This is a genomic window from Leucobacter sp. L43 (assembly GCF_016597785.1).
GTDB lineage: Bacteria > Actinomycetota > Actinomycetes > Actinomycetales > Microbacteriaceae > Leucobacter > Leucobacter alluvii.
Map to the genome: position 1 here is coordinate 465589 of NZ_JAENJG010000002.1, position 14874 is coordinate 480462.

The window sequence follows — 14874 nt, forward strand, 5'->3', positions numbered from 1 at the left end:
CCGATTCAGGGGAGCGAACGCGCGGTGCGGAAGCCCGCGTTGCCCATCGAGGACTCTGGGGTATTCGAGGAGCGCGCCGAGTTGCGGTACCGATTGCAGTAGGAGGGGTGGCATAGGTAGCTGCCACCCCTCAGGGTGCGTCGCGTGCCGTGGTCAGGCCCGCGCGGATCGACCAGGGGTGATTCCGCATAGGTGGCGGCCGAGAATCGGTCATCGCACCATTCCCACACATTGCCCACCGTCTGCCAGAGGCCGAAACGATTCGGGGTGTAGCTGCGCACGGGAGCCGTGGCGATCCACCCATCCGCGGCCGTGTTGTGCGCCGGGAAGGTGCCCTGCCAGACATTGGCGCGCCACGTCCCGTCGCTCCCGTCGATGGGGTCGTCTCCCCATGGAAAGCGCGCCCCTGCGAGACCGCCGCGCGACGCGTACTCCCATTCGGCTTCGGAAGGCAGCCGCCTCCCCGCCCATGCGCAGTACGCCTGCGCATCATTCCAGCTGACGTGGACCACGGGGTGATCGTCGAGCCCGAGCAGCGATGATGCACGCCCTCCCGGTGTGCGCCAGGCGGCGCCGCGAACGTCGATCCACCACGGGGTGCCGGCGATCCTGCCGACGATGTCCTCGGTCGGCGCGGAGACCAGCAGATGAAAGACCGACGAGGATCCGAGCCGCTCGGCGTCCGTGATGAAGCCCGTGTCGCGCACGAAGTGCGCGAACTCCTCGTTGGTGACCGGAGTCGCGTCGATCTCGAACGCGGAGAGGCGAACGTCGTGAGTCGGTCGTTCGCCGTCTGCGGCGATCCCGTCGCCGCTGGCGTCACCCATCACGAAACGACCCGCGGGTAGCGCGCACTGTTCGATGCCGTGCGGCGTGGAGCGCGAATCGAGTGCCCCTGGCGCGCTGAGCGAAACGCCGGGCGCGCGGCTCGACGCAGCGCCTCCCGGTCCGCCGAGGGGATCTGCGCCGGCTCGCGCAGGTGCGCAGCAGCTTCGGGGTGTTGCGGGGTCAGAGGCGTCGACGCTCACGCGTTGACCTCGGCTCGCGCGAGGCCGGCGATGAGCGCGTCGAGGCTTGCTTCGAGCTTCGAATCGGTGGTCGCCTCTGGCACGAGCACCGCGAGCATCTGCCAACCGGCGTTGCGCGCCGAGATCTCCTCGACCGCGACGTCGATGTCGACGCCCGCAGCGAGCTCGCCGTCGGTCTCGGCTTCCGTGAGGAACCTGCGGATGAGGGCGCGACGCCGCATGATGTTCTCGTGGTGGATCTCCCAGAGCGCCGGATCCTGCGAGGCGAGATTCCAGAAGGAGAGGACGATCCTGGATTTCTGCGGGCCGACCTCCGTGAACGGGAGCAGTACGCGAGACATGCGTCGCAGCGCCTCGAGCCCTCGCACATGCTCGACGCGCTCGAGCGTGCGCGCGTGGGATCCGTTGAAGACGTGGAGGAACGCGGCCGTGAGCAGACTCTGCTTGTCGGGGAAGTAGCGCGAGATGGCGCCGTGCGCATATCCGGCTTCAGCGGCGATCTCGCGCATCGTGACGCGGTCGAATCCATCGCGCATGATGATCTGGGTGACAGCCTCGACGATGTGCGTGCGGCGTTCGTCGTGGTCGACGATCTTCGGCATGCGACTCCCTTCGTTGAGTCGATCCTAGGGATGCATCGCCGCTTTCTGCAGGGACCGGTCTCGGAAAAACACCATATGGAGACAAACGTTACCCGGTCGTTACTTTTCGTGAACAGCTGGAGATTATGCTTTGATCACCGCTTGGTGATTAAAACGTTCCGGTTCTCGTTCCGGCGTCGACGAAGGAGTCGTGCACATGAAGAAACTCAGAAGGTCCCTGACCGCAGTCGCGCTGCTGCCGGCCGCGGCACTCGTCCTCTCCGCGTGCTCGGGCGACGGCGCTGCAGGCGGGAGTTCCGAGGAACCTGGAGGAGTCACCACCCTGAAAGTGGCGACGATCGGCCTGACGTCAGACGGAAGCCTGCTTGCCGGCATGGAACAGGGGTTCTTCGAGGAGGAGGGGCTGCAGATCGAAACCTCCATCGTGGCGAACCCGCCAGCCGGCCTCGCTGCCGTGCAGGGGGGTCAAGTGGACGTGGCATACGCCCCGAGCATCCCCATCTTGAACGCGCTCAGCCAGGGGGTGCCGATCACCGTGATCGCTGCCGCCGACGGCTACCCGGAGGACGGGGTTCCGGCAGCGGAGGCGGAGAACGTCGACGACACCGGCCTGTACGCCAGCTCATCGAGCGGCGTCACCTCGGTGGCGGACCTCGAGGGAAAGACGATCGCGATCCCTGCGCGAAAGGCGCAGCTCGAAGTCGTGATCGCAGGTGAACTCGAGAAGGCGGGCATCGATCCGGCGACCGGCGTGAACTGGGTCGTGCTGGACTTCACCTCGGCGGTCGCCGGGCTGCAGAACGGCACCGTCGACGCCGCGGGGCTGGTCAGCCCGTTCACGACCGAAGCCGCTGAAGCGGGCAACGAGCTCATCGCATCGCCCTCGGTCGGGTTCTTCGAATCAGGGGCCACGGGCCTCTGGACGGCTGGTACGGACACCGTGGAGAAGAAGTCGGATGCGATCGCCGCGTTTCAGCGGGCCGTCGTCAAGTCGAACGCGTACGCCACCGAGCATCCTGAAGAAGTCATCCAGGCCGGTCTCGACTACACCGATTCCGAGCTGAGCATCGACGACGTGAAAACTCCGATCTGGCCGAGCGAAGTGCTTCCCGAGGACCTCGAGCGACCCAACGAGAAGATGGTGCAGCTCGGCTTTCTTCCGACGCCCGTCGATCTCGACGGCGTGATCCTGCCGATCGGTTGATCGTGCGCGCTTCTCGTACCCTGCAGCTGGTCATCGGCGCCGGCGGCGTGCTCGCCGCGCTCACCGTGTGGCAGGCCGCGGCGAGCATCGGCCCGCTCGCCGATGCTCCGCTTCCGAGCGCGAGCGAAGCGCTTGCAGCGCTGGGTGCCCTGGTACGCACCCCGGAGGTCTGGGTCGCGACGGGCGACACGCTTGTCATGGCGCTCACGGGCCTGGCCCTCGCCACCGTAGCCGGGGTGGTGCTCGGCATCGGCATCGGCGTATCACCCCTTGCCCTGCACGCGACGAGAGTGCCGCTCGAATTCCTCAAGCCCATCCCGCCGATCGTCATCCTGCCCATCGTGGTGCTGGTGCTGGGGCCGACAGCGGGGATGGGGATCTTCCTCGTCTTCATCGGGTGCTGCGTATCGATCGTCGTGCAGACTTCTGCCGGCGTCTTCGATACCGATCCGGTCGCGCGGGCGACCGGTCGTTCCTACGGGCTTCGCCCGACCGAGATCCTCGGTCGGATCGTGCTCCCGAGCGCCCTGCCGTACATCGGCACTGCGGTGCGCGTCGCCGCCCCGACCGCGCTCATCGTCGCCGTCGTCGCCGGGCTGCTCGGCGGAGGCCCCGGCCTCGGCCAGAGTCTCCTGCTCGCCCAGATCACGGGAAACCAGGCGCAGCTGTTCGCGTACGTGCTCATCCTCGGCGTGCTCGGCCTCCTGGTGCAGGGCCTCAGCCAGTGGGCGGAGCGCAGGCTGCTGCACTGGCACCCCCAGTATCGGAAGCAGGTCGTGTGATGTCGATCACGTCAACAATTCTCATCCGCACGCGAGAAGCACGCCGTCAGCGGCGGAGCGGCGTGCCGCGGTGGGTGCTCATCTCCGCGGAGGTGCTCGTCCCCGTGGTGCTGCTCGCCTGGTGGTGGATCGCGTCGTCAGGATCAACGAACACGTTCTTCCCGCCGCTGCGGGTCATCTTGGAACGCTTCGCCGCCTCCGCAGCCACCGGCGTCTTCTGGGGGGACGTCGCCTCGTCGGTCGGCAATCTCATCCTCTCGTTCGTGCTCGCGAGCGTGATCGGCGTGCTGCTCGGCGTGCTGCTGGGATCGGTCAACTGGTTGTCGTGGCTCGTCGAACCGACGATCCACTTCTTCAGAGCCATCCCTCCAGTCGCGCTGGTGCCGATCTTCGTGTCGATGATCGGGTTCGGCAACGAGACCAGGATCCTCTCCATCACCTTGTCGGCGCTGTTCCCCGTGCTCATCTCCACGATCGACGGCATCCGCTCCACGGATGCGGAGCGGCGCGCCGTCACACGCAGCTATCGTCTGGGGCGCTGGGACCGGGTGATGCGCGTCGCATTGCCGGAAGCGAGCCCTCGCATCCTCTCGGGAATGCAAGTCGCGCTGATCACGGCCTTCGTCGTCATGATCGCGAGCGAAATGCTCGGCTCATCGCAGGGACTCGGATCTCGAACGCTGCTCGCGCAGCAGTCCTTCATGATCGCCGACATGTGGGTCGGCATCCTCGTGCTGGGCGTGCTGGGATACCTCGCGACGGCGCTCCTCTCACTCTTCCGTCGGCGCGTGCTGCGCTGGTACATCGCAATTCGACAGCAGGAGAAGAACCTATGACGTCCACCGCATCCGCCTTCGCCGACGCCCCCGTCCGACTGAGCGTCGTGGGGCTTGCGAAGACGTACGAGACGAAGCAGGGGCCGGTGGAGGTGATCGCCGACCTCACCTTCGATGTCCGTGCTGCCGAGATCGCGTGCATCGTCGGCCCGTCGGGCATCGGCAAGACCACCCTGTTGAAGTGCTTGACCGGGCTCCAATCCATCACCTCGGGCTCCGCCCGCATCGACGGCGAGCCGATCGACGGACCCCCGAAGGAGATGGCGCTCGTCTTCCAGGAGTACACGCGATCCCTGATGCCGTGGTTGACGGTCGAGCGCAATGTGCTCCTTCCGCTGCGCCACCTGCGATTGTCGAAGCCAGAGCAGTCGGAGCGCATCACCTCTGCGCTCGCCGCAGTCGGTCTGGCGGGAGCGGAGTCGAAGTACCCGTGGCAGCTCTCGGGAGGCATGCAGCAGCGCGTCGCGATCGCCAGGGCGATCGCCTATCGCCCGGAAGTGCTGATTATGGATGAGCCGTTCGCGTCCGTCGACGCGCAGACGCGTTTCGAGCTCGAGGATCTCTGCATCCGCATTCGCGACGAGTTCGGCATGACCATCGTCGTGGTCACGCACGATATCGACGAGGCGGTCTACCTCTCGGACCGCGTCGTCGTCCTCGGGGAACGGCCGGCTCGCGTCACCGAGATCATCGATGTCGAGCTCGGCGCCGACCGCGATCAGATCACTACGCGCTCCCGTCCGGAGTTCGCAGCGCTGCGAACCCGCGTCTTCGAGCACATCCGAAAGGCGGGGTGACGTGGAGCACGAGCGCCGCGGGTACGAGGGGTTCGCCGGCATCGCCGCGGAGTTCGCCTCGCAGTCGACTCCGGCCTGGTCGCCGGGACGCGTCGCGCCTGGGACCGCGCCGAACGTCATCGTCATGCTCGTCGACGATTTGGGATTCAGTGATCTGGGACCGTTCGGCAGCGAGATCCCCACGCCCAACATCGACCGCGTCTCCGACCGCGGGTGGGTCTTCTCCAACTACCGCACGGCGCCCATGTGCTCCCCAGCGCGCGCGTCCTTGCTGACGGGGCTGAATCCGCATCGCGCGGGGTTCGGATTCGTCGCGCACATCGATCCGGGGTACCCGGGGTACACCTGCGAGATGCCGGCAGCAGCGCCGACGCTGGCCGAATCGCTGCGCGCGGGAGGATATGCCACGTTCATGGTCGGCAAGTGGCACCTCACGCTGGAGTCGCGACTGCACGACGCCGCTGACCGCTCCTCGTGGCCGCTGCAGCGCGGCTTCGATCGGTACTTCGGCAGTATGGACGGCTTCACCTCGCTGCATCATCCGCATCGGCTGATCCGCGACAACTCCGTCGTGGACCGCCCCGAGTTCCCACCCGGGTACTTCCTCACCGACGAACTGGTCGACGAATCGATCGCGATGATCGATGAGCTCCGGGTGAACGACACGGACAAGCCGTTCTTCCTCTACTTCGCGCACACCTCGGTGCACGGTCCCATCCAGGCGAAGCCGGCGGATATCGCCCGTCATCGTGGTCGATACGCCGCCGGGTGGAATGCGATGCGGAAGGAGCGCTTCGAACGTCAGCGGGAACTCGGCATCATTCCCGAGCACGCGGAGCTCCCAGCAGATGCGATTGCCGACGGAGACCGTATTCCGGCGTGGGACGATCTCGCCGAAACGGATCAGGCGCTGTTCGCGGCGCACATGGAGGTGTACGCCGCGGCCGTGGACGAGGTGGACCAGAGTGTGGGGCGTCTCGTCGCTCGATTGGACGAGCTGGGTGAACGCGAGAACACGATCATCGTCATCGCGAGCGACAACGGCGGCACCGCGGAAGGCGGACCGAACGGCACGCGCAGCTATTTCGCGCAGTTCGGGCAGGCGACCTCGCTTCCCACTGATTGGGTGACGGATGTGCCGCGGGATCCCGCCGAAATCGGTGGTCCGAAACTGTTCAACCAGTATCCGACGGGGTGGGCACGCGTGTCGAACACCCCGTTCCGCTCCTTCAAGTCCTCCACCTACGAGGGCGGGGTGCACGCGCCGCTGATCGTGTCGTGGCCTGCACAGTCATCTGCGGTGCGCGAACTCCGCGACCAGTTCGTGTTCGTGTCGGACCTCGCTCCCACGATTCTGGAATTGGTGGGAGTGCCCCCGCTCGCGGAGCGCAATGGCGTCGCCGCACTCGAGCCTGACGGTCGCAGCGTCGCAGAACTCCTCACGCACCGGGATGCGCCGGGACGCGAAGCGCAGTACTTCGAGTGCGTGGGGCGCCGGGCCATGGTCGATGGTGAGTGGAAGGCGCTCTCGCGCGTTCCGCCGACTCGCGACGAGGGGGCTGCAGGCGGCGCCTGGGAGCTCTACCACCTCGGCGACGATCCGACGGAGACGCGCGACCTCGCATCCCAGCGGCCGACGCAGACCGCTCAGCTCGCCGAACGCTGGCGCGCTGAGGCATGGCGGAATACGGTGTTTCCCCTCGACGACGACGGCACGTTGCAATCGGTGCGTCCGGAGACCGAGGCGCGGCTATCATCGCCGGTCTCGCTCATCCCGTTTCGTCCGCCGTTGGAGCGATTCCGCTCTGCGCGCCTCACGAACCTTCGCTCCTTCACGGTGAACGCGACCCTGCGCATCGAGGGCGACGCGGAGACGCCCGAAGCTGCCGGTGTGATCGTTGCGCACGGAGACCAGGGAGGCGGATATCTGGTCGCCATCGACCGCGATACGGTACGACTCGCCTACAACGCGTATGGAGTGATGCATCGCGCCAGCGGTCCCGGGCTCGGCCGCGGTGCCCATGAACTCGAGTTGCGCGTCGAAGAGCTCGAAGGACTGCGCTGGCGTCTCGTGGTCTCGCTCGACGGAGCCGACATCGCCGAGATTCCGAGCGTGCCGATGCTCATCGGCATGGCCCCCTTCACCGGCATCAGCGTGGGGTACGACTACGGAGGTCCGGTCGATTGGGAGCTGCATGAGCGGTGGGGCGCCTTCCGCTTCCACGGCGGGACGATCCAGCGACTGGTCTATACGCCGGGCCCTCGTTCAGCGCACGATCCGACCGAGTTGCGGCGCATCGGCGAAGCAGTCGCCGAGCTCGCCGACTGAGCGCGGTCCGTGATGCGCAGAAGATTTCCCGCAACGGTGTTCGCCGTCGGCTCTGAACCGGACGGGAGATTCTCTCTCGCGAACGAGCGCACGTTCCTGGCTTGGGTGCGCACAGCGCTCGCACTGCTCGCCGGTGGTGTGGCTCTCGACGTGCTCGGAACAGGCATGCACCCTGGGGCCCGTCTCGCGGCATCGGTCCTGCTGATTCTCGGCGGAGCGATGGTCGCGCTGCAGGCCTGGTTCGGATGGGCGCGCACCGAGCGCGCCCTGCGACTGGGCGCCGCGCTGCCCCCGGCCCTGGGCTCGCTTCCCCTGGTCGCGATCGTCGTCGCAGCGGCGCTGCTGGTGCTCGGCGGCGTGCTCCTCGCATGACGGAGCCGGCCCGCGATCCCGGCCTGCAACCCGAGCGCACCTCGCTCGCCTGGCGGCGCACGGCGTTAGCCTGCGCGACTGCGGGAATCGTCTCCATGCGCTTGCTGCAGGCGGTATTCGGAACGTGGTCGTTCGCCCTCGGCGTCACCGGGGTGGTGCTCGCCCTCGCGATCGGGATGTGGGATCGCAGACGCTGGGCGCGATCCGTGCTCGCAAGCCGGGCGCGCGCGAGCGGCGGGCCTCCCGCTGCCGTCACGCTGCTCGTGCTGGGTGCCGGCGCGGCGAGCCTCGTCTTCGTGCTCTTCGACTGACGCAGCTGCGCATCGGAACCGCCGCCATCCGCCCCACCCGATGCTGCCCGTCGCTGCGCCCGTGATCAGCTCACTCCAACGGGAACGGCTCTGCTGCGAAGGTGATCACGGTCGCGCCGCCGGTCGCGTACCGGGGCACGTCGGCGGCGACGGTCTGCCCCTCGGGCGATTCGAGCGCGGCCCGCAGGGCGTCGGCGTCGGCGAAGGTCGCTTCGAAGACCGCGAAATACGGCGATTCGGGGATCGCCAGCGAGAAGTCGATGCTGAGCACGCCGGGCAGCTGCGCACAGAGCGGCAGGTGGACGTCGCGGTAGTAGCGTTCGAATTCGGCTCGATCGGCCGGTTCGGGGTACAGCACGAGTAGTCGGTGCGTCATCATCTGCTCCAGTCCGCGGTCACGCTGCTGCGGGCCGGTGCTCGTAGACCCGACGGCCGGCGAACCATGTCTCGGTCACGGTGGTCTGGACGAGCGAGCGCGCGTCATGCGCGAACGGGTCGCGATCCAGCAGGACGAAGTCAGCGGACTTGCCCGGGGTCAGCGAGCCGGTCTCGTGCGCGAGCCCCATCGCCTCCGCCCCGTTGATCGTGAAGGCGGCGATCGCCTCCGCGAGCGAGATCGCCTGCTCGGGCCAGAGGGCACCGGGGTACGCGCCGCTCGGATCCTCGCGGGTGACGAGGCCGTGGATCCCCTCCCACGCGTTCGGAGACGGGGAGACCGGCCAGTCTGATCCGCCGGCGACGACCGCTCCCGCATCGATGAGCGCACGATTCGGTTGGATGCGATCGGCGCGGTCGCGGGGGAGCACCTCGCGAATCGCCTCCACGATGGGGCCGGGAACCCAGATGAACGGTGAGATGTCGGCGGACACACCGAGTGCCGCGAACCGCGGGATGTCGTCGGGATGCACGAACTGGCCGTGCGCGATCTGATACCGCGGCTCGGTGATTCCCTCGCCGCGCAGCACTTCGACAGCATTGAGCACCTCGTGCACCGAGGCGTCGCCGGTGCAGTGGATCTTCGCGGAGAGCCCCGCTCGAGCGACCCGGCGCAGCCAGTCGGTGAGCTCGGCAGGGTCGAGGAGGGTTTCGCCGTGGAAGTGATCGCCGTGCGCATCGTCGGGCAAGTACGGCTCGAGGAACGCGCCCGTGCGGGTCGGCGGTACGCCGTCGAGGAAGATCTTGACGAAGTCCGGGCGATGGTGCTCGGTGCGGAAGCGCTCGCCGCCGAAGACGAGGTCGTCTCCCACTTCGGCGAAGCCGAAGATCTCATCGTTGATGAGCAGGGAGCTCACGACCCAGGCGTCGAGGTCGCCGGATGCGTCGAGCGAGCGGAGCGCCTCGAGGATATGGGTGGAGACGCCAGCGTCCTGAAATGCGGTGACGCCGTACGAGTTGAGGATCTCCACTCCGCGCTGAGCCGCAGCTCGCTCTTGCTCGGCGGTGAGAGCGCCCGCAGCGGCGTGCGCTCGGGCCACGGGGAGCCCGGCAGCCTCGAGCAGCACGCCGGTCGCCCGATCGCCCGCGTTCAGGTCGGTGAGCACGCCTGCTGAGCCGGGCTCCACCCCCGCGAGTTCGAGCGCGCGAGACGATGCCCATCGGTTGTGATGCGAGTCGTCGGAGAGCATGACGGGGCGGCCGCCGGCCGCTGCATCGAGACGCTCCAGCGCCGCCGCCGTGTTCACGTCGCCGAGACGATCGCTCGCCCACGGTCCACCGACGATCCAGGCTCCGTCGGGCAGCGTTGCCGCGTGCGCGGCAACGGCTTCCAGAATGCCGTCGAGACTCGCGCCGATGGGAACGCGCAATTCGAAGAGCTCCTCTTTTCCCGCGAGGAAGTGGTGATTGTGCACATCGACCAGCCCGGGCATCACGAACGCCCCGGCGAGATCGCGGATCTCGGTGTCAGGGCCCGCCAGCGGAAGCAGATCGTCCGAGTCGCCGACCGCGACCAAGCGACCGCCCGCGACCGCGATGGCCTCGGCCCACGCCTGCTCGGGATCCACGGTGTAGACGCGGCCTCCGGTGAGAATGAGATCGGGGGGCGACAGGGTCATCGGCGACTCCGTTTCGTGAGCGTGCTGGGCCCGCAAGCCGGGGGCATCGGGCGGTCTGCCGTCAGTATCGCAGCCGTCGCCCTCACGCCGTTGACCCAGCGCGCGGCGCTCTTGACGGTGCGGGATCGATCGCCCCGGCGGTCACGATGCCGCAGCAGGATGGTCGGAAACGGGCAGCGGATCTTCCGCCGCCCAGCACTCATCGGCGACAGGGAGACCCCACATGAGCGACCAGGCACCAGCATCGCAGCGCGTCATCGTGATCACGGGCGGAGGCACCGGCATCGGAGCTGCGATCGCGAAGCGCTACGCGGACGAGGGAGCGGCGGTGGCGGTGGTCGGGCGACGCGCCGAACCGCTCGCAGAGGTCGCCGCTGCCACCGGAGCGCTCGCAGTGGTGGCCGACGCCGCCGACCGAGTCTCGGCCAGTGCAGCGATCGCGCGGATCCTCGAGCGTTTCGGCCGTATCGATGTGCTCGTCGCCAATGCGGGGGGCCACGGCTTCGCCTCCGTGGGCGAGACGAGTGACGCGGACTGGAACGCTGCGCTCACGGCGAATCTCACCACAGCGTTCGTGATGGCGCGCGAGGCGCTGCCGGCACTGACCGAGAGCGCGGCGCGGCGCGGCGGGAGCGAGATCGTCGTCGTCTCGTCGCTCGCGGGCCTCTTCGCCGGCCCGTCGGTCGCCGGCTACACCGTCGGCAAGCACGCGCTGATCGGATTGACGCGCAGCCTGGCGCGCGATTACGGGCGGGTCGGCATTCGGGTGAACGCCGTCTGCCCTGGCTGGGTGCGCACACCCATGGCCGATGCCGAGATGGATGAGTTCGCCGCCCATGCCGCGCGGATCGCGGATCGTGACGCAGGCTACGCGGCGGTCACGCGCGACGTGCCGCTCGGACGGGCCGCTGAACCGTCCGAGATCGCGTCGATCGTGCGATTCCTGGGTTCTGAAGAGTCGTCGTACATGACCGGATCCGTGCTGGTCGCCGACGGGGGCGCGCACATCGTCGATCTGCCGACTGTCGCGTTCGAGCACGCCGGAATGTAGTAGCCGCGCTGGAGCCGCGGGTCGGGCCGGGAGCGCATTGCGCGCGACCGGCCCGTCCGTCGGTCAGCCCCCCAGGTACGCGGCGCGCAGGAGCCGCGGATCCTGCTCGAGCGTTGCCGCTGGCCCCTGTGCGTGGCTGACGCGACCACTGGCGATGACCATCGCCTCATCCGCGATGCCCAGTGCGAGGTGGGTGAACTGCTCGACGAGCAGCACACCGACACCCGATTCGGCGATCTGCTGGATCACGGGGAGCAGCCGCATGAAGACGACCGGCGCCAAACCGAGCGACATCTCGTCGATGAGCAGGAATCGCGGTTTCGCGGCGAAGGCGCGAGCCAGCACCACCATCTGCTGCTCGCCGCCGGAGAGCAGCACGGACTGCGCGTCGATGCGCTTCTCGAGCTCGGGGAACGACTGCAGCACCTCTGCGAGCGCTGTTTCCGTCTTCGCCGTGAGGAGGATGTTCTCGCGCACCGTCAGTGAGGGGAAGATCGCCCGCCCCTGCTCGATGTGCGCGATGCCCGCCCGCGCTCGCTGCACCCTGCTGCGCTTCGCGATCGAGCTCCCGTCGAGTGCGATGTCTCCGGCCGAGTGCGGAATCACGCCGGAGACGGATTCGAGGAGGCTCGACTTGCCGGCACCGTTCGGGCCGACGAGCGCGAGGATCTCTCCCGAGCGCACCACGAGGTCGACATCGGAGACGACCGGGCCGGCGCCGCGGCTCACGGTCACTCCGGAAAGTCGCAGTTCGGTCATGAGCTGATCTCCGCATCTCCCATATAGGCGGCTATGACGTCGGGGGTGTCGAGCACCTCGGCAGTCGGGCCCTGCGCGATCACGCGCCCGAAGTCGAGCACGGTGAGTTCCGTGCAGACGGAGCGCACCAGATCGAGGTCGTGCTCGATCAACACGATCGCGGTGTCGAACCGCGAGGGGATCCGTGTGAGTCGGTGCCCGAACTGCACATGCTCGTCGTGCGAGAGGCCCGCCGCGGGTTCATCGAGGATCAGCACGCGCGGCCCCGCCAGCACCGCGGCGGCGACCTCGACGAGGCGCCGCGTGCCGACGTCCACGGTGGTGAGGGGCGTTTCGGGGGAGGGGCATCCGAGAAAGGCGAGCGCATCGGCAAGCTCGTCGTGATCCAGTCGGCGGCGTCCCACGAAACGCACGTACGCCTCGACCGTCAGCTGCGGGGGAACGCGATCCTGCTGGAACGTGCGGCGGAGACCGCGCCGGGCGCGCTGCGTGGGCGACAACCGGCTGATGTCGGCCCCGTCGAGGAGGGTGAGCCCCGCGTGCTGGGGAAGGAAGCCGCTGACCGCGTCGACGAACGTCGACTTCCCCGCACCGTTCGGACCGATGAGGCCCATGATGGATCGCTGGCGCACGGTGACGGCGACGTCGTCGAGCGCTTTCAGTGCGCCGAACTGCACGCCGAGGCCCGAGACCTCGAGCACCGGAGGAGCATCCGCGGGGATCGGCTGGGCGGCTTCGGGGACGGCGAACACGTCGAGCACGCTCGTTCCGACCTCCGTGACGCTTGCATGCTCGGAGTCGCGTGCTGCTCCTCGTGCGGCCGAACGACGGCGGAGCAGCCCGCGAATCCCCTCGCCGAGATTCGAGCCGCTCGTGAGGGCCTGGATGCCGAGGAGTCCGAATACAACGAACCCCCAGTCCTGCGGCACGCCCCATTTCTTCAGCAACTCGGGGACCACGACCCAGAGGATGCCGCCGAAGATGGCCATATCGATGAGGTATGCGCCGCTCATCACCGCGAGGATGTAGAGCGCCAACGACTGGAGTGGGGCGAAGCTCGAGGCGAATGGCAGCTGGACCTGCCCTGCGAGCAACCCGCCGGAGATACCGGCCAGTGCGGCACTCACGGCGAATGCTGAGAGCTTCGCTGCAGACACGCTCTGGCCGACCGCGGCGGTGCCTCGCTCTGAGAACGCCACCGCCTTCCAGCCGCTCCCCATGCGGCTGCGCTGCAGCGCGGACACGATGAGCGCGCAGATCACCATGACGACGGCGGCGAAGAAGAAGTACTCGCGATCGCTCGTGAACCCGTTCGGGCGGGCGACGGCGATGCCGTCAGATGCGCCGGGAAACTGGATCTGCACCAGCATCACATCGAACGCGGCCGCGAAGCCGAGGGTGACGACGGCGAGGTTGACACCGCGCAGTCGCAGCGCCGGGAGGCCGATCACGATGCCGGCGACGGCGCCGGCGGCTCCGCCCGCGATGAGCCACACGATGAATCCGCCCGGGGCGTCGAGGGTGTTCAGCCAGGCGACGACCCACGCGCCGATCGCGGCGAATGTGAGCTGCGACAGTGCGATGATTCCGGCCGATCCGGTGACGACGCCGAGGCCGAGCACGGCGATGATCGCGGTGAGTGCACTGATGCCGAGGAACACGTAGTACCCGGAGAGACCGACGCTGAGCGCCCAGGCGACGCCGACGCCGGCGACCGCGACGACGATGGGCAGGATCACGCGGAAGCGGTGGTTAGCGAGCCACATCCCACACCTCCTTCCGCTGCGACCACAGGAGCAGCACGACGATGAACAGGAACGGGATGAAATTGCGGACGAACGACACGGCTGGGACCTGCGCGACGATGCCGGAGATGATGCCGAGGAGCAACCCGCCCGCGACTGCGAAGTCGAGGCGTCGGAAGCCTCCGAGCAGGGCGGCGGCGGAGGCGGGGATGATCAGCATCGACAGGCTGATGGCATCGTTCGACTGGGAGGGTGCGATCACGAGGATGGTGACAGCGGAGATCGCCCCCGTCACCGCCCAGACGCCGATCGAAAGCGGTTTCGCCGCGATGCCGATGAGCTCGGCCGTCGTCGGTCGCTCAGAGAGTGCTCGGAGTTGCGTGCCGATCGTGGTGCGGGTGAGGAGCAGCGCGCAGCCGGCAGCGACGACCACGGCGATGACGACCATCACGATCGTGACCCAGCTGACGACGACGCCCGCAACGGTGAACGCCGGACCGGAGAGGATCGGCTCGAACGGCTGCGGCTTGTTGCCGAAGATGATGAACGACAGTGAGATCAGCATGAGGAGCGGAGCGACGGTCATCGCAGAGCGGAGGGTGACGGTCGCCTCCGAGAGCCAGGTCGCGGCGATCCAGCCGATCGCGCCGTTCAACGCTGCGCCGACCAGGATGCCGACGAGCGTCGCCGCCCAGACCGGGAGGCCGAGCTCGGTGGCGAACCACACCGCCGAGAACGCGGCGAACATGCCGGTCGCGGCCTGTGCGAAGTTGACGACGCGAACCAGGCGGCTCATGAGCGTGAGGGTGACCGCGAGCACGGCGTAGAGTCCACCGGACGCGAGTCCGGCCAGGGCGCCCTGCACGAGCGCGCCGCTGTTCATGCGCCGACCCCGGCGCATGAAGTGTCGAGAGTGGGGTGACGCATGTGGCTCCTTCACCGAAGTGCATTCGGAATGGTGGATCGGGAGCCCGGCGCACGAGCGGGCTCGCGCCGGACTCCCG

The 14874-nt window shown here is 68.1% G+C and carries 15 protein-coding genes; 8 read left to right on the forward strand and 7 right to left on the reverse strand.

All coding sequences use genetic code 11. The features are described from left to right. Positions 1–5: 5 nt before the first annotated feature. Both JE033_RS11400 and JE033_RS11405 read right to left on the reverse strand, forming a co-directional pair. Positions 6–863, reverse strand: coding sequence for a formylglycine-generating enzyme family protein (locus JE033_RS11400; protein ID WP_370567957.1), 858 nt, complete (start codon positions 861–863; stop codon positions 6–8). Between the two features lie 161 nt (positions 864–1024). Further along, on the reverse strand, positions 1025–1630 hold the full coding sequence (locus tag JE033_RS11405) for a TetR/AcrR family transcriptional regulator (RefSeq protein WP_090150218.1): 606 nt from the start codon (positions 1628–1630) through the stop codon (positions 1025–1027). Between the two features lie 196 nt (positions 1631–1826). Here JE033_RS11405 and JE033_RS11410 point away from each other — a divergent pair, with 196 nt between their 5' ends. Genes JE033_RS11410 through JE033_RS11440 form a run of 7 tightly spaced genes read left to right on the forward strand, consistent with a single transcriptional unit; the run spans position 1827 to position 8261 of the window. Next, on the forward strand, positions 1827–2834 hold the full coding sequence (locus JE033_RS11410) for an ABC transporter substrate-binding protein (RefSeq protein ID WP_090150215.1): 1008 nt from the start codon (positions 1827–1829) through the stop codon (positions 2832–2834). Positions 2835–2836: 2 nt separating this feature from the next. Continuing rightward, positions 2837–3616: an ABC transporter permease subunit gene (locus JE033_RS11415; protein ID WP_090151322.1), complete on the forward strand. Its 780-nt coding sequence runs from the start codon at positions 2837–2839 to the stop codon at positions 3614–3616. After that, the gene (locus JE033_RS11420; protein WP_200331690.1) at positions 3616–4452 is read left to right on the forward strand and encodes an ABC transporter permease; all 837 of its coding nucleotides are present in this window, start codon (positions 3616–3618) and stop codon (positions 4450–4452) included. The genes JE033_RS11415 and JE033_RS11420 overlap by 1 nt, the downstream gene beginning before the upstream one ends. Then, the gene (locus JE033_RS11425) at positions 4449–5249 is read left to right on the forward strand and encodes an ABC transporter ATP-binding protein (protein ID WP_090150209.1); all 801 of its coding nucleotides are present in this window, start codon (positions 4449–4451) and stop codon (positions 5247–5249) included. The genes JE033_RS11420 and JE033_RS11425 overlap by 4 nt, the downstream gene beginning before the upstream one ends. Before the next feature lies 1 nt (position 5250). After that, entirely contained in the window at positions 5251–7578 is a 2328-nt protein-coding gene (locus JE033_RS11430; protein WP_200331691.1) for an arylsulfatase, read from the forward strand. 12 nt (positions 7579–7590) lie between these two features. Then, complete coding sequence (locus JE033_RS11435; RefSeq protein ID WP_200331921.1) at positions 7591–7950, forward strand: YidH family protein; 360 nt, start codon at positions 7591–7593, stop codon at positions 7948–7950. Continuing rightward, complete coding sequence (locus JE033_RS11440) at positions 7947–8261, forward strand: DUF202 domain-containing protein (protein ID WP_200331693.1); 315 nt, start codon at positions 7947–7949, stop codon at positions 8259–8261. Before JE033_RS11435 ends, JE033_RS11440 begins: the two co-directional genes overlap by 4 nt. Before the next feature lie 70 nt (positions 8262–8331). Here the strand turns inward: JE033_RS11440 and JE033_RS11445 are convergent, their stop codons facing one another. Beyond that, positions 8332–8637 (reverse strand): EthD family reductase, encoded by a 306-nt coding sequence (locus JE033_RS11445; protein WP_090150200.1) that lies wholly within the window; start codon positions 8635–8637, stop codon positions 8332–8334. A 19-nt stretch (positions 8638–8656) separates the two neighbouring features. After that, positions 8657–10315 carry an amidohydrolase gene (locus tag JE033_RS11450; RefSeq protein WP_200331695.1) on the reverse strand — a complete coding sequence of 553 codons (1659 nt, stop codon included), beginning with the start codon at positions 10313–10315 and terminating at the stop codon, positions 8657–8659. Positions 10316–10538: 223 nt separating this feature from the next. Between JE033_RS11450 and JE033_RS11455 the strand changes: the two genes are divergently transcribed. Then, positions 10539–11366 carry an SDR family NAD(P)-dependent oxidoreductase gene (locus JE033_RS11455; RefSeq protein WP_200331698.1) on the forward strand — a complete coding sequence of 276 codons (828 nt, stop codon included), beginning with the start codon at positions 10539–10541 and terminating at the stop codon, positions 11364–11366. A gap of 63 nt (positions 11367–11429) precedes the next feature. Here JE033_RS11455 and JE033_RS11460 read toward each other — a convergent pair whose 3' ends face one another. Genes JE033_RS11460 through JE033_RS11470 form a run of 3 tightly spaced genes read right to left on the reverse strand, consistent with a single transcriptional unit; the run spans position 11430 to position 14753 of the window. Then, positions 11430–12125 carry an ABC transporter ATP-binding protein gene (locus tag JE033_RS11460; protein ID WP_090150134.1) on the reverse strand — a complete coding sequence of 232 codons (696 nt, stop codon included), beginning with the start codon at positions 12123–12125 and terminating at the stop codon, positions 11430–11432. After that, on the reverse strand, positions 12122–13891 hold the full coding sequence (locus JE033_RS11465) for an ATP-binding cassette domain-containing protein (RefSeq protein ID WP_200331700.1): 1770 nt from the start codon (positions 13889–13891) through the stop codon (positions 12122–12124). The genes JE033_RS11460 and JE033_RS11465 overlap by 4 nt, the downstream gene beginning before the upstream one ends. Beyond that, complete coding sequence (locus JE033_RS11470; RefSeq protein WP_200331702.1) at positions 13878–14753, reverse strand: branched-chain amino acid ABC transporter permease; 876 nt, start codon at positions 14751–14753, stop codon at positions 13878–13880. Before JE033_RS11470 ends, JE033_RS11465 begins: the two co-directional genes overlap by 14 nt. Positions 14754–14874: the final 121 nt, after the last annotated feature.

What these genes read in the sequence shown, in the direction of transcription:
- JE033_RS11405 (WP_090150218.1), bottom strand. Translation starts at nt 1,630, where the DNA reads ATGCCGAAGATCGTCGACCACGACGAACGCCGCACGCACATCGTCGAG.
- JE033_RS11410 (WP_090150215.1), top strand. Translation starts at nt 1,827, where the DNA reads ATGAAGAAACTCAGAAGGTCCCTGACCGCAGTCGCGCTGCTGCCGGCC.
- JE033_RS11420 (WP_200331690.1), top strand. Translation starts at nt 3,616, where the DNA reads ATGTCGATCACGTCAACAATTCTCATCCGCACGCGAGAAGCACGCCGT.
- JE033_RS11425 (WP_090150209.1), top strand. Translation starts at nt 4,449, where the DNA reads ATGACGTCCACCGCATCCGCCTTCGCCGACGCCCCCGTCCGACTGAGC.
- JE033_RS11435 (WP_200331921.1), top strand. Translation starts at nt 7,591, where the DNA reads ATGCGCAGAAGATTTCCCGCAACGGTGTTCGCCGTCGGCTCTGAACCG.
- JE033_RS11440 (WP_200331693.1), top strand. Translation starts at nt 7,947, where the DNA reads ATGACGGAGCCGGCCCGCGATCCCGGCCTGCAACCCGAGCGCACCTCG.
- JE033_RS11445 (WP_090150200.1), bottom strand. Translation starts at nt 8,637, where the DNA reads ATGACGCACCGACTACTCGTGCTGTACCCCGAACCGGCCGATCGAGCC.
- JE033_RS11450 (WP_200331695.1), bottom strand. Translation starts at nt 10,315, where the DNA reads ATGACCCTGTCGCCCCCCGATCTCATTCTCACCGGAGGCCGCGTCTAC.
- JE033_RS11455 (WP_200331698.1), top strand. Translation starts at nt 10,539, where the DNA reads ATGAGCGACCAGGCACCAGCATCGCAGCGCGTCATCGTGATCACGGGC.
- JE033_RS11460 (WP_090150134.1), bottom strand. Translation starts at nt 12,125, where the DNA reads ATGACCGAACTGCGACTTTCCGGAGTGACCGTGAGCCGCGGCGCCGGC.
- JE033_RS11465 (WP_200331700.1), bottom strand. Translation starts at nt 13,891, where the DNA reads ATGTGGCTCGCTAACCACCGCTTCCGCGTGATCCTGCCCATCGTCGTC.
- JE033_RS11470 (WP_200331702.1), bottom strand. Translation starts at nt 14,753, where the DNA reads ATGAACAGCGGCGCGCTCGTGCAGGGCGCCCTGGCCGGACTCGCGTCC.